This window comes from Pseudomonas sp. WC1, from assembly GCF_050586565.1.
Lineage (GTDB): Bacteria > Pseudomonadota > Gammaproteobacteria > Pseudomonadales > Pseudomonadaceae > Aquipseudomonas.
The window spans coordinates 128,514-142,533 of sequence record NZ_JBOBDQ010000002.1 but is presented as its reverse complement, the minus strand read 5'-3'; the positions used below and the strand labels follow the sequence as shown (position 1 = coordinate 142,533).

Genomic DNA, 14,020 nt, shown 5'->3' with positions numbered 1-14,020 from the left:
TATGGTTGGAATGCAGGTAGCGGAAATCGTGCCAATTTCTTAAGTCATTGAATTTATGGGTTTTTCTTATTTCGCTGAAGCTCAGTGTCTCTGATTTGAGAAAGTGGGGGCGCGCCGCGGCCCATCGCCGGCAAGCCGGCTCCCACAGTTGATCGCGGTATGCCCCTGTGGGACCCGCTTGCCGGCGATCGAGGGCAAAGCCCTGGTGGCCATCTCATAAAAGAGATGAGCGTCTCATTGTGGAGACTCGATTTCCAGCGCCGCCATCTTCTTGTACAGCGTCGACCGTCCCAGGCCCAATGCCTGCGCCGCCTCCGGCACATTTCCGGCGCTGCGGGCCAAGGCATCGACAATCAATCCGCGCTCGAACTGGGCGCACGCCTGGCGGTAATCCAGCGCTGGTGCGGCCAATGCCACCGGGCTCAACGGCCCCAGCGCGTTCGCCAGGTCATGCACGCCCAGTCGCGGCTGGTCCGCCAGCAGGGTCGCCCGCTCCAGTACGTTGCGCAGCTCACGGATATTCCCCGGCCAGGCATGGCGCCCCAACAACGCCTGGGCCTCGGCCTCCAGCTCGTACTGGCTGCCCAGTTCGACGAGGATCGCCTCGCACAGCGCCGGCAGGTCCTCCAGGCGTTCGCGCAGCGGTGGCACCTGCACCGGCAGCACGTTCAGCCGGTAGTACAGGTCGGCGCGGAACGCACCCCGGGCCATGGCCGCCTGCAGGTCGATGGAGGTGGCGGCGATGATCCGCACGTCGCTGCGCAGCATCTGGTTGCTGCCCACCGGCTCGTATTCCTTCTCCTGCAATACGCGCAGCAGTTTGCTTTGCAGGGTCAGCGGCATGTCGCCGATCTCGTCGAGAAACAGCGTGCCGCCCTCGGCCAGTTGCAGCTTGCCGTTGCGGCCCTTGCGGTCGGCGCCGGTGAAGGCGCCTGGGGCGGTGCCGAAGAACTCGGCCTCGAGCAGTGCCTCGGGGATCGCCGCGCTGTTGATGCTGACGAAGGCTTTGTGCGCGCGGGCCGAGGCTGCATGGATGGCGTGGGCCAGCAGTTCCTTGCCGGTGCCGGTCTCCCCCAGCAACAGTACCGGCGAGTCGCTGCCGGCCCCACGCCGGGCGCGGCGCTTGGCCTCGAGGCAGGCGGGGCTGCTGCCGACGAACTGGGCGAAGCTGTAGCGGGCCTGGCGCGCGCGCAACTGCGAGCGGGTCGAAGCCAGCTCCTGCTGCATGCTGGCGTAGCGCTTGAGCAGCGGCGACAGGCTGCGCAGCTCGTCGAACAGGGCGAAGCCGATGGCGCCGATCAGCGCGCCCTGATCGTCGTGGATTGGCAGGCGCATCACCACCAGGGGTTCGTTCGGTGTGTCGAGCATATCCAGCAGGATTGGCTTGCCGTCGCTCACTACCTCACGCATGAGGCTGCCAGGGATCACCGCTTCACACGGTTTGCCGATGGCGCTGGCGGCATCCGCCAGACCGAAACGGCGGGCATAGCGCTCGTTCATCCAGACGATGCGCGCCTGGCGGTCGACGATCACCGTACCTTCGCTGGATTGCTCGATGATCTCGAACAGCGAGCGGATGGCCAGTTGGCGGACCTGGGGGTAGTCCTTGAGGTTGTCGTGCATGCATTGGTCCAGCGGTTGGATGTGAGGGTGCTACAGGCGATCACCTGCGAGGATCAAATGCCTCGCGCAGCGCATCGCCGATGAATACCAGCAACGACAGGATCAGCGCCAGGGCAAAGAACGCGGTGAAGCCCAACCATGGCGCCTCGAGGTGCTGCTTGCCCTGGGTCACCAGCTCGCCCAGCGAGGCGCTGCCGGCGGGCATGCCGAAGCCGAGGAAGTCCAGCGCGGTCAGGGTGGTGATCGCCCCGGTAAGCATGAACGGCACGTAGGTCAGGGTCGCGTTGAGGGCGTTGGGCAAGATATGCCGCAGCATCACCTGGGTGTCGGAAAGCCCCAGTGCCCGGGCGGCCTTGACGTATTCCAGGTTGCGCCCACGAAGGAACTCGGCGCGCACCACATCCACCAGGGTCAGCCAGGAGAACAGCGCCATGATCCCCAGCAACCACCAGAAATCCGGCTCGACGAACCCCGACAGGATGATCAGCAGGTACAGCACCGGCAACCCCGACCACACCTCCAGCAGGCGCTGGCCGAGCAGGTCGACCCAGCCGCCGTGGTAACCCTGCAAGGCGCCGGCCGTGACGCCGATCAGCACGCTGAGCAAGGTCAGGGCGAAGGCGAACAACAGCGAGACCCGCGTGCCGTACAGCACCCGCGCCAGTACATCGCGGCCCTGGTCGTCGGTGCCCAGCCAGTTGCTTGTGCTGGGCGGGCTGGGGGTGGGCACCTGCAGGTCGTAGTTGGGGGTGTCGGCGCTGAACGGGATCGGCGCGAAGAGCATCCAGCCGCCCTGGCCCTCGATCAGCTGGCGCACGTACTGGCTGCGGTAGTCGGGTTGGAACGGCAGTTGCCCGCCGAACTGCTGCTCGGTGTAACGCTTGAGCGCCGGGGTGTACAGCTCGCCCTGGTAGCCGAGCAGCAAGGGCTTGTCATTGGCCACCAGCTCCGCGCCCAGGCTCAGCAGCAACAGCCCGGCGAACAGCCACAGCGAAATCCAGCCGCGGCGGTTGTCACGGAAGCGTCGCAGCCGGCGCCGGGCGATGGGCGAGAACATCAGTGGCCCCTCGCGTCGAAGTCGATGCGCGGGTCGAGCACCGTGTAGCACAGGTCGCCCAGCAGGCGGATCAGCAGCCCGGCCAGGGTAAAGATGAACAGGGTGCCGAACACCACCGGGTAGTCCCGCGACACCGCCGCCTCGTAGCTCATGCGCCCCAGGCCATCGAGGGAGAAGATCACCTCGATCAGCAGGGAACCTGCGAAGAACACCGTGATCAGCGCCTGGGGCAGGCCGGCTACCACCAGCAACATGGCGTTGCGCAGCACATGGCCGTACAACACGCGCCGTTCGCTCAGGCCCTTGGCCCGGGCGGTGACCACGTACTGGCGGGCGATCTCGTCGAGGAAGGCGTTCTTGGTCAGCAGGGTCAGGGTGGCGAAGCCGCCGATGACCAGGGCGCCCACCGGCAGCACCAGGTGCCAGAAGTAGTCGGCGACCTTGCCCAGCAAGCTGAGCTGGTCGAAATCGTCGGAGACCAAGCCGCGCACCGGGAACCAGTTGAGCGAGGTGCCGCCGGCGAACAGCACGATCAGCAGCAGGGCGAACAGGAACGAGGGCAGGGCGTAGCCGATCACGATCAGCGCGCTGCTCCAGGCATCGAAGCGGCTGCCATGGCGCACCGCCTTGCGGATGCCCAGGGGGATAGACACCAGGTAGGTAATCAACGTGGCCCAGAAGCCCAGCGACAGGGTCACCGGCAGTTTCTCCACGATCAGCTCGGTGACCTTGGCGCCGCGGAAGAAGCTCTGGCCGAAGTCCAGCCGCGCATATTGGCCAAGCATCAGCCATAGCCGTTCCGGGGCGGACTTGTCGAAGCCGTACTGGCGCTTGATTTCCTCGATCAGCTTGGGGTCCAGGCCACGGGTGGCGCGGGATTCGCCCTGCACCGCCTCGACCCGTGCACCAGGCGCGCCGCCGCCGATACCCTGCAGGCGCGCCACGGCCTGTTCCACCGGCCCGCCGGGCGCGGCCTGGACGATGGCGAAGTTCACCAGCAGGATCGCCAGCAGGGTGGGAATGATCAGCAGCAGGCGGCGCAGGATGTAGGTGGTCATGGCGCGTTCCCCAGGCGCTCGGCCATCTGCTGTGTGGTCAGTGCCCGTGGGCTGACTTCCCACCAGGTGTCCAGGCCTTCGTCATAGGCCGCCTGCACCTTGGGCAGGCCGAAGCGGTTCCACCACACCGTCGAGCTGCCAGGCGGATAGTAGTTGGGGATCCAGTAGTAGTTCCATTGCAACACCCGGTCCAGGGCGCGGGCGTGGCGCAGCATGTCGGCCTGGCTGTTGGCGCGCACCAGGCCGTCGAGCAGGCGGTCCACCGCCGGGTCCTTGAGCACCATCAGGTTGTTCGAGCCGGGGTCGTTGGCCGCTGCGGAACCGAAGTAGTTGTACTGCTCGCTGCCCGGCGACAGAGTCACCGGGTAGCCGGTGACGATCATGTCGTAGTCGCGGGCCATCACGCGGTTGACGTACTGGGCGGCGTCGACGTTGCGGATGTTCAGCTCGACACCGATCTGCGCCAGGTTGCGCTTCCACGGTAGCAGCAGGCGCTCCATGCCCGACTGGCCATTGAGGAAGGTGAAGCTCAGCGGCTGGCCCTGGGCGTTGACCAGGCGATCGCCCTGGGGATGCCAGCCGGCGTCCTGCAGCAAGGCCAGGGCCTGCAGCTGCTGCTGGCGGATGATGCCGGAGCCGTCGGTGACCGGTGCACTGAACACCTGACTGAACACTTCATCCGGCACCTGGCCGCGCAGCGGCTCGAGCAGCTTGAGCTCCCCGGTGTCGGGCAGGGCGCGGGCGGCCAGCGGCGTGTTGGCGTACAGGCTCTGCTGACGGATGTACATGTTGCGCATCATCTGCCGGTTGCTCCACTCGAAATCCCAGAGCATGGCCAGGGCCTGGCGCACGCGGCGGTCCTTGAACTGCGGCTGGTCCAGGTTGAACACGAAGCCCTGGGCGATCTGCGGCTTGGCCGGGCCCAGGTGGGCGCGGCGCAGGCGCCCGTCATCCAGTGCCGCGCCGTTGTAGCCGAGGGTGTAGGCGGTGGCGGAGTACTCGCGGTTGTAGTCGTAGCCACCGCCCTTGAGTACCTGGCGGGCCACTTCGGTGTCGCCGAAGAATTCGACGCCAATGCGGGCGAAGTTGTATAGCCCGCGGGCGACCGGCAGGTCCCGCGCCCACCAGTTCGCATCGCGCTCGAAGGTGATGCTGCGGCCATTGTCGATCCTGCCGATGCGATAGGGGCCGCTGCCCACGGGCTTGTCGAAACCGGCGCCGTTGGCGAAGTCGCGCTGGCGCCAGTCATGCTCGGGCAGCACCGGCAGGCCGGCCAGTTCCAGCGGCAGGGTGCGGCCATGGGGTTGCTTGAAGTCGAAGCGCACCTGGCGCGGGCCTTCGACGGTGATCCCAGCCACTTCGGCGAACTGGGTACGGTACTTGAGGCTGCCCTGGCTCATTAGCAGGTCGTAGGTAAAGCGCACATCCTCGGCGCGCACCGGTTTGCCGTCGGCGAAGGTGGCGCGCGGGTCGAGGTAGACGCGCAACCAGGCGTCGTCGGGGCCGCGCTCCAGGCGCTGGGCGATCAGGCCGTAGACGGTGTAGGGCTCGTCGAGCGAGCGCACGGCCAGTGGCGCGTACAGCCAGCCATCGACCTGGCTGACGCCGATGCCTTTGTCGATGTAGGGCAGGATATGGTCGAACTGGCCGATCTCGATGGCCGAGCGGCGCAGGCTGCCGCCCTTGGGGGCGTCAGGGTTGACGTAGTCGAAGTGATGGAAGTTCGCGGGGTAGCGTGGGGCTTCACCGTAGACGGTGAGGGCGTGGGTGGGCGCGGCGTGGGCTGACAAGGACAACATCAGGTACAAGCAACTTATCAGCACACCGCCAAGTCTGACATGGGAGCGGGTATCGTGGGAGCGGGCTTGCCCCGCGATAGCGCTGCCTGGGCGGACACCATCGCGGGGCAAGCCCGCTCCCACGCAGCTTGCTTCCTGCAGACCTTCTCCTACGGGGAAGACCACGGCAATGCCGGATCAGTCCTGGCGGCTGGTCACTTCCAGCAGGTGGTAGCCGAACTGGGTCTTCACCGGGCCCTGGACGACATTCAGCGGCGCGCTGAAGACCACGGTATCGAATTCCTTGACCATCTGGCCCGGGCCGAACGAGCCCAGGTCACCGCCCTGGCGGCTGGACGGGCAGGTGGAGTTGGCCTTGGCGACTTCGGCGAAGTCGGCGCCGCCTTCGATCTGCGCTTTGAGTTCGTTGCACTTGTCTTCGCTGGCAACCAGGATGTGGCGGGCGGTGGCTCGGGCCATGGGTACTGCTCCTTGGGTTCGAAAAGGCAAGCCTAGCGCACTTGTTCGTGCCCTGTCTCGCCAGGCTTGCCGCAGAGACTCACAGGCGCGCGGCGGCGTCGCGTAGCAGTGCTTCCGTTGCGTCCCAGCCCAGGCAGCCGTCGGTGATCGACACGCCGTACTTCAGCGCGCCTTTGCCGAGAGTCTGGCAGCCGTCGAACAGGTGGCCCTCGAGCATCACCCCGACCAGCGAGCGGTCACCGCCCAGGCGCTGGGCCAGCACGTCCTCGAACACCGCCGGCTGGCGCGCCGGGTCCTTGCCGCTGTTGGCGTGGCTGCAGTCGACCATGATGCGTGGCGCCAGGCCGGCCTTGGCCAGGCCCTGGCGCGCCAGGGCGACGCTTTGGGCGTCGTAGTTCGGGCCCTTGTGCCCGCCGCGCAGCACCAGGTGGGTGTCCGGGTTGCCCAGGGTCTCGATGATCGCCGGATGCCCCTGCGTGTCCATGCCGAAGTGACGGTGCGGGTGGGCGGCGCTGCGCATGGCGTCGCAGGCGATGCCGATACCACCGTCGGTACCGTTCTTGAAGCCGACCGGCAGCGCCAGGCCACTGACCATCTCGCGGTGAATCTGCGACTCGGTGGTGCGCGCGCCGATGGCGGCCCAGCCCAGCAGGTCGTCGAAGTAGCCGGCAGCCATCGGCTGCAGCAGCTCGGTGGCGATCGGCAGGCCGCGTTCGAGCATGCCCAGCATCAGGCCACGGGACAGGGCGATACCGGCGTGCATGTCATCGCTGCCGTCGAGGTGCGGATCGTAGGCCAGGCCTTTCCAGCCCACGGTGGTGCGCGGTTTTTCCACGTAGGCGCGCATCACCAGCAGCAGCTTGTCGTCGACCTCGTGGCTGAGCGCGGCCAGGCGGTCGGCGTACTCGAGGGCCGAGCGCGGGTCATGGATCGAGCAGGGGCCGACCACCACCAGCAGGCGTTCGTCGCGGCCTTCGAGAATGGCGCGGATCGCCTGGCGCTGGGCATGGACTTGCTGGGTGAGTTCGCTGGACAGCGGCATCTGCTGCTTGAGCAGGTGCGGGCTGGGCAGGCGCTGGCTGACGGTGGTGTTGGCAGCGTGCGGCTGGGTCAGGGGCAGGGCGAGATTCGAGGCTTGCATGGCGTTTTTTCCCTGGGCGGACGGCGGGTTCTGGCCCGCGCGGTCGGCCCTATCGAGGTGTTCGACTGATCGTCAAATGGGGTGTCTGTGCGGCATTGCCACCGGAAATCGACCGAACGGAGGCGGCAGGCTGGCCCGAACGGAACTGGCTAAATCGCCATGCATAGGTGCGGTAGTAGGTGGTGTGGTTCATGACGCTGTCCTCAAGGTAATCGGTAGGTTTCGTGGGCCCGGAAAAGCAAAACCCCCGGTCGGGAAGCCGACCGGGGGTTTGAGTATTCTCATGTTCGGCGGCCCCTCGAAGGTGGGCGCCGGATGGGTAATCGGCGCCTAGTGGCTAAACCAATACCCAAAATAAAAGCTGGCAACGGCGTTACGACCGGCAACGGCCAGCACGCGGTGCGCGGAGCGACCGGTGTGGTTGGCGTGGTTGCGGGTTTGTTTCGACATGTTGCTCTCCAGTGATTGGGACCGAGCTTACTGCACCTTTGCGTTGGCGTTCAATCACTAAATGCTATTGCAGTAATTGTGTACCTCTACTGGCCCCATCGCTGGCAAGCCAGCTCCCACAGGGTCGGCGCTTGGCTTGAGGGCTGCGTAGCCGCCCCGGATTCGGGGCATACCCATCGGGGATTTTCCCCAGTGGCCCCATTTTTTATGGCTTAACTAATTGAAATTAATCAGTTAATCATATGGCACGCCACTTGCTCACCTCCACGCAGTATCCCTGTGTCCCCGGAGGTGCCCCATGTCGACCCCTCGCAAAGGCCCGGTCCTGTCCACCTTCCTGCTGGCCCTGCTGGGCTGGCAGGTATCCAGCGAGGCCGCCGTGCAGTGCCAGCGCACGCTGGTGGCCAACGTGGTGGCGCTGGACCAGCCCCTGATGTTCAACCGCCTCGGCGCGCAGAACGCCAACGGCATGATGTTCGCCCTGCGCCAGGACGTGGTGGACGAGCACCACGCGCCCCTGAGCAAGGGCGGCGCCGCGGTGCCGGGCAAGGTCACCCTGCGCCCGGACAAGCGCCCGCGGCCGATCGTGCTGCGGGTGGCGGCGGGTGATTGCCTGACGGTCAACCTGAGCAACCTGCTGGCCTACCAGGCCAACCCCAACAAGCACGGCATCGATCACGACGAGAACGAAGTCGAAGGCGAGGAAGAAGAGGGCGCCGAGGTCGAGAACGAGGGCAACGAGCACTTCGTCGCTGACGAGCAGGTCACCGACCGCCATGTGGGCTTCCAGGTCAATGGCCTGCAGGCGGTCAACAGCATCGGCGACATCGCCGCCAACACCGGGCGCAACGGCAACTTCCTGGTCGCCCCGGGCGGCACCCGCAGCTACACCCTGTACGCCGAGCGCGAAGGCGCCTTCGCCGTTACGAGCCAGGGCGCGACCTTCGGCGGGCAGGGCGGCGGCGGTAACGTCGCCAACGGCCTGTTCGGCCAGGTGGTGGTGGTGCCCAAGGCCGGGCGCACCTACCGCAACACCCTGACCGAGGAAGAGATGCGCCTGGCCACCACCGGCCGCACGGCCACCGGTCAGCCGGTCATCGACTACCAGGCACGCTACCCCAACGTCGAGCCGTGGATCGCCGAGGGCAAGGCCGGCAAGCCGATCATTGCGATGGTCGACGGCAACGAGATCCAGAGCAGCGAGACCGACGCCATCGTCATGGGCCCCAACCCCGACGGCAGCTTCCCTGCCAGCACCTATCCGCTGGAAAGCGTCGGCAAGCGCAACCCGGCGCTGCCCAATCGCCTGGAAGCCTTCCGCGACTTCGCCTCGCAGTTCGCCGACGAGGTCGCCGCCACCCAGGCCTTCCCCGGTTACTGGGCTGACCCGGTCATGGGCCACGTGCTGGAGCCGACCCGCGACTCGTTCATGATCAACTACGGCTCCGGCGGCATGGGCGCCGAGGTGGTGGCTAATCGTCTCGGCGTGGGGCCGATGCACGACTGCCTGTCGTGCGCCTACGAAGAATTCTTCCTCAGTGCCCACACTGTCGGTGATATCGGCACCCTGGTGGATATCCCGGCCAACGTCGGGCTGGAGAACATCCGCCCGGGCGAAACGCCGCCGGCCAGCGCCACCGGGGTCAAGGCGACCATGGCCCTGTACCCGGCGGAACCGGCCAACGTGCACCACAGCTACATCGGTGACTTCACCAAGTTCCGCAACACCCACAATGGCCACGAGCAGCACATCTTCCACCTGCACGGGCACCAGTGGCTGTTCAACCCCAACGATGACAACTCCGACTATATCGACGCCCAGGGCATCGGCCCGGGCGTGGGCTACACCTACGAAATCGCCAACGGCGGCTCCGGCAACCGCAACCGGGTAGCGGGCGACGCCATCTATCATTGCCATTTCTATCCGCACTTTGCCCAGGGCATGTGGGCCATGTGGCGGGTACATGATGTGTTCGAGCCAGGCACCCGCCTGGCGGTCAGCGGCGAGGGCGAGAACGGCTTTCACACCACGCCGTTCGCCCTGCGCAATGGCAAGCCGGCCCCGGGTGCCCGGGCGCTGCCCGACGGCGAGATCATCGCCGGCACGCCGATCCCGGCCATCGTGCCGCTACCCGGCAAGGCCATGGCGCCGATGCCGGGCAAGGTCACGGTGGTGCCCAAGCTGGCCGAGACCCTGGTCGCCGAACATGGCGATGACGGAGAAGAGGAGGGCGGCGATCACTCCGGCGACCCCGCCACGCCGCGTGCGGTTGGCTCCCTCGCGTTGGTCGACCGCAGCGAGCCCAATCGCAACGCCGACGGCAGCCTGAAAAACCCCGGCTATCCGTTCTGGATCGGCGGTATGGAAAGCAGCGTCGGCCAGCGTCCGCCAACCCCGCCACTGGACATGCTTGACCCGACGCTGGCCCGGCAGCTCAAGGACAGCGGCAAGGCGCTGTGGGCCAACCTCGACCCCAACCAGGTCGACGGCTGGGATGGCGGCCTTGGCCGGCACACCCTCGACGGTGTGTCAGCCGGTGGCGACGCCGTGACCACCACCACCAAGCTGGATTTCTCCAAGGTGGTGCACAAGGCCAAGCCGATCTACCTGCCCGAAGAGGGCACCGAGGTCGAACAGGCGGCCATGCAGTTCCATGCCAAGGCCGAGCATCCCAGCTTCGCCCTGATCCCCGGCAGCGCGCCGGTGGCCAAGACCTTCCGCACCAACGGCGCCTTGCCGACGGCGGGCGCGCCGTACTATGAGCCGTGCATGGACGACCGCGGCAAGCGCCTGACCCAGTCTTCGGGCGTCGGCGAGTTCTTCAGCGGCGAAAACCTCACCGGCATGAGTTTCCGCGGTTCGTCCACCTTCACCGCCGACCGGCCGCGTATGTACAAGGCGGCCAACATCCAGTTCGACGCGGTGTACAACAAGGTCGGCTACCACTTCCCGCAGGCGCGCATCCTCGCCCTGTGGGAAGACGCCTGGCCGGTGATCACCAAGCAGCGCCCGCCAGAGCCCTTGGTGATGCGCATGAACACCTTCGACTGCACCCAGTACGTGCACACCAACCTGATCCCATCGTTCTACGAGATGGACGACTACCAGGTTCGCACCCCGACCGACGTGATCGGCCAACATATCCACCTGCCCAAATGGGACCTGACCGCCGCCGACGGCTCGGCCAACGGCTGGAACTACGAGGACGGCATCCTCTCGCCCGGCAGCGTGGTCGAGCGCGTGCACGCCATTCGCAGCTTCAACAACTGCACCGAAGGCGATACCCGCGACGGCACCGCCGCCTGCCCGAAAGCCAAGCAGCATCCGTACTTCGGACGCTTCGGCCGGGCCGACTGGCTTGGCGCGCGCAGCGCGATGCAACGCTGGTTCGCCGACCCCCTGGTGAACGTGCACAACGTCGACCGTGGCCTGGGCACCATCTTCACCCATGACCATCTCGGCCCATCGACCCACCAGCAGCTCGGGCTGTACGCCACTGTACTGGCCGAACCCGCAGGCTCTACCTGGTACCACGCCGAGACCGGCGAACAGCTGTACAACCCGGCGACTCGCCAGGATGGCGGCCCGACCTCGTGGCAGGCGGTGATCCAGACCGGCGACCACGACGGCGATGGCAAGAACGACAGCTACCGCGAGTTCTTCCTCGAATACAGCGACTTCCAGCACGCCTATGAAGCCGGCGTGTATGTGGGCGCCGGGCCCAATGGCGTACCGGATGGCCAGGCCTATCCGGCCACCGCCGACAGCTTCCGCTACGCCATCAACCCGCCCGTGCGGCAAAAGGCCTCGACGCTGCTCGAGTCGGTGGTCGAATCCCGTGGCGGGCTGAGCCCAGGCTGCCCAACCCGGCCGTGCCCGCAGGCGATCTCGGTGGACGACCCAGGCATGTTCGTCGTCAACTATCGCAACGAACCGCTGGCCCTGCGCGTGTTCGACCCGAACAAGGTCGGCCCGGACGGCAAGCGCGGCATGCAGGCTGATGGCCTCGGCGGCGACCTGGCCTACGCCATGCAGAGCCGCACCGACCGCGCCATCCCGGCGATGAACCTGGCGCCCTCGGCGATCACCCAGGCTACCGGCCCCACTGGTGGCACCACGCTGTTCCCGCCGCACGTCAACAAGGGCAGCGAGCCGGGTGACCCGTTCACACCGCTGCTGCGCACCTATTCCGGTGACAACGTGCGCCTGCGCATGCATGCCGGCGGCCATGAAGAGGAACACAACGTCACCCTGCACGGCGTGAAATGGCTGCAGAACGGCTCAGGCTTCGGCAACAGCTCCAACTCGGGCTGGAAGTCGTCGCAGATGGTGGGCATCTCCGAGCAGCTCGGCTTCATGGCACCGGTGTCGATGATCTCCAGCTCCGCCGCCACCAACGGCGACTACCTGTACTCGCTGGACGCGGCGCTGGAAGGCTACTGGAACGGCATCTGGGGCATCATGCGCAACTACACCGCGCAACGCGCCGACCTGTTCGCCCTGCCGAACAATCCGCAGCCGGTGGCCATGCGCAACACCGTCAATTTCGACGGCATCTGTCCGAAGACCACGGCCAACGCCAACGGCATCGGCACGCGGCCGACGGTCAAGCGCAGCTACGAGATCGTCGCGGCCCTGGCCAACGACATTCTCGAGAACCGCCACGGGGTCAGCATCAATGACCCGGCCGGCATCGGCCAGCACGTCGGTGGCGCGCTCAAGGCCAATGGTGGCACCCTGGTGTTCAACAGCCGCAAGGTCGATATTCCCATGGCCACCGTCACCGACGAGGAAGACGGCGCGACCTTCACTGTGGGTGGGCACAGTTCGCCTTTGCATGACCCGACCGCAGTGCTCTACGTGCGCAAGGCCGACCTCGACGCGAGCACCGGCAAGCTCAAGGCCGGCGTGCCGGTCGAGCCACTGGTGCTGCGCGCCAACGCCGGCGACTGCATCAGCATCACCCTGGAGAACCGCCTGCCGTTGATGATGCCGGACCTGCCCAGCAGTGCGGTGATGCAGAACGTGGTCAAGCGCGACCGCGCCGGCGGCGAGGGCTCCACGGCGTTCAACAACAACCTGATGCGCCCGTCCAGCCATGTCGGCTTGCATGCGCAGCTGCTGGCCTACGACATCACCAAGTCGGACGGCGTCAACGTCGGCCTCAACCCGGTGCAGACCGTGCCGCCACGCACCGGCAACAGCGGCGCCTACCCGAACCGGGTGTACCAGTACTACGCCGGGCACCTGGAGCGTGAAGGCAAGCCGGTGCTGCAACTGGGCCGCACCGTGGACAACATCAACACCACGGCCATCGAGTTCGGCGGCCTCAACCTGACCCCGGCGGATGTCATCAAGCAGCCGCAGAAAGGCCTGGTGGGCGCCATGAGCGTGTTGCCGCAAAGCGCGACCTGGACCGAGGACACCGCCAGCCGCGCCCAGGCCACGGTGAAGGTCAGCGGCCAGCCTGACTACCGCGACTTCGTCACCGTGTGGCAGCGCTCGCTGAACATGCGCTGGGCCGATGGCCGGCCGGTGGAGGGCATCGCCACCGAGGGCAACGGCGTGCCCGGCGATCCGAAGGACAACGGCAACATGGCGATGAACTACAAGACCGAGCCGCTGTGGCTGCGCTTCGGCCTGGCGCCGGACGCGCCGTTCGGCCATGCCGATGGCTTTGGCTTCGCCGATGTGCCCAATGCCCACATGGCCTACAGCAATGCCTTGGTCGGCGGTGATCCGCAGACCCCGGTGCTCTGGGCCAAGCCCGGCCAGCCGGCGCGCAGCCACGTACTGATGCCCAGCGGTGGCAGCCGCGGCATCACCTACCAGCTCGACGGGCACCTGTGGCCGCTGCACAACTACCAGGCCGAGAAGAGCGATGTGCAGGGCTACCCCATGGGCCTGCCGGGCATCGGCTCGGTGCGCTACGGCTACAACCCGATGGCGATGTATGTGGGCGCGCAGGAAAGCGTGCTGCCGGCGGCGCACTTCAGCTTCATGCTGCCCAGTGCCGGGGGCGCCAACGCCGTGCCGGGGGACTACCTGTTCCGCGACTATGCGGCGTACGGCAATGCCTCGGGGCTGTGGGGGATCCTGCGGGTGACCAACGAGCCACCGCCGGCGGTGGCGCCTGCGCAGTGAAAGGGGCCTGGCGGCCTGACCGGTAAGTGGGGAGGGCCGCCAGGCAAACAAACAAGCATTAAATTTTCTGTTTTTGTTGCCTTGCCGCGGACCCTCATGGTTATCATCCGCCAGCGCCCGGGGCCAGGAGCCCGGCGCAATTGGAAAACCGACGGCCCACAGGTCATCGGTAACGCAGCCGAAGGGACCACCCAGGCTCAACGCTCGTGGCCCTTGCATGCCCCCATAAGGATGGTGAGGTTTCAATTGGTCACGCAGTCTGGAATCGTCGATATGACGGGCCATGCG

General features: G+C 66.6%; 7 protein-coding genes. 1 reads left to right on the top strand and 6 read right to left on the bottom strand.

Going from position 1 to position 14,020, the window contains the following annotated elements:
* Positions 1–234: 234 nt before the first annotated feature.
* The 6 genes from ACQ4OD_RS01360 to ACQ4OD_RS01335 all read right to left on the bottom strand — a co-directional run bounded on the left by ACQ4OD_RS01360 (position 235) and on the right by ACQ4OD_RS01335 (position 7,137).
* The gene (locus tag ACQ4OD_RS01360; RefSeq protein ID WP_430943763.1) at positions 235–1,623 is read right to left on the bottom strand and encodes a sigma-54 interaction domain-containing protein; all 1,389 of its coding nucleotides are present in this window, start codon (positions 1,621–1,623) and stop codon (positions 235–237) included.
* A gap of 40 nt (positions 1,624–1,663) precedes the next feature.
* Entirely contained in the window at positions 1,664–2,680 is a 1,017-nt protein-coding gene (locus ACQ4OD_RS01355; RefSeq protein WP_094009978.1) for an ABC transporter permease, read from the bottom strand.
* Complete coding sequence (locus ACQ4OD_RS01350; protein ID WP_102681940.1) at positions 2,680–3,738, bottom strand: microcin C ABC transporter permease YejB; 1,059 nt, start codon at positions 3,736–3,738, stop codon at positions 2,680–2,682. Before ACQ4OD_RS01350 ends, ACQ4OD_RS01355 begins: the two co-directional genes overlap by 1 nt.
* Positions 3,735–5,537: an extracellular solute-binding protein gene (locus ACQ4OD_RS01345; protein WP_258597928.1), complete on the bottom strand. Its 1,803-nt coding sequence runs from the start codon at positions 5,535–5,537 to the stop codon at positions 3,735–3,737. Before ACQ4OD_RS01345 ends, ACQ4OD_RS01350 begins: the two co-directional genes overlap by 4 nt.
* A 177-nt stretch (positions 5,538–5,714) precedes the next feature.
* Positions 5,715–5,996 (bottom strand): peptidylprolyl isomerase, encoded by a 282-nt coding sequence (locus ACQ4OD_RS01340; protein ID WP_110604628.1) that lies wholly within the window; start codon positions 5,994–5,996, stop codon positions 5,715–5,717.
* A gap of 79 nt (positions 5,997–6,075) precedes the next feature.
* Positions 6,076–7,137 (bottom strand): 3-deoxy-7-phosphoheptulonate synthase, encoded by a 1,062-nt coding sequence (locus tag ACQ4OD_RS01335; RefSeq protein ID WP_198754123.1) that lies wholly within the window; start codon positions 7,135–7,137, stop codon positions 6,076–6,078.
* A 748-nt stretch (positions 7,138–7,885) separates the two neighbouring features.
* Here ACQ4OD_RS01335 and mnxG point away from each other — a divergent pair.
* Positions 7,886–13,732, top strand: a complete 5,847-nt coding sequence (gene mnxG, locus ACQ4OD_RS01330) for a manganese-oxidizing multicopper oxidase MnxG (protein WP_430943761.1) — start codon at positions 7,886–7,888, stop codon at positions 13,730–13,732.
* Positions 13,733–14,020 lie beyond the last annotated feature (288 nt).

What these genes read in the sequence shown, in the direction of transcription:
- ACQ4OD_RS01360 (WP_430943763.1), bottom strand. Translation starts at nt 1,623, where the DNA reads ATGCACGACAACCTCAAGGACTACCCCCAGGTCCGCCAACTGGCCATC.
- ACQ4OD_RS01355 (WP_094009978.1), bottom strand. Translation starts at nt 2,680, where the DNA reads ATGTTCTCGCCCATCGCCCGGCGCCGGCTGCGACGCTTCCGTGACAAC.
- ACQ4OD_RS01350 (WP_102681940.1), bottom strand. Translation starts at nt 3,738, where the DNA reads ATGACCACCTACATCCTGCGCCGCCTGCTGCTGATCATTCCCACCCTG.
- ACQ4OD_RS01345 (WP_258597928.1), bottom strand. Translation starts at nt 5,537, where the DNA reads ATGTTGTCCTTGTCAGCCCACGCCGCGCCCACCCACGCCCTCACCGTC.
- ACQ4OD_RS01340 (WP_110604628.1), bottom strand. Translation starts at nt 5,996, where the DNA reads ATGGCCCGAGCCACCGCCCGCCACATCCTGGTTGCCAGCGAAGACAAG.
- ACQ4OD_RS01335 (WP_198754123.1), bottom strand. Translation starts at nt 7,137, where the DNA reads ATGCAAGCCTCGAATCTCGCCCTGCCCCTGACCCAGCCGCACGCTGCC.
- mnxG (WP_430943761.1), top strand. Translation starts at nt 7,886, where the DNA reads ATGTCGACCCCTCGCAAAGGCCCGGTCCTGTCCACCTTCCTGCTGGCC.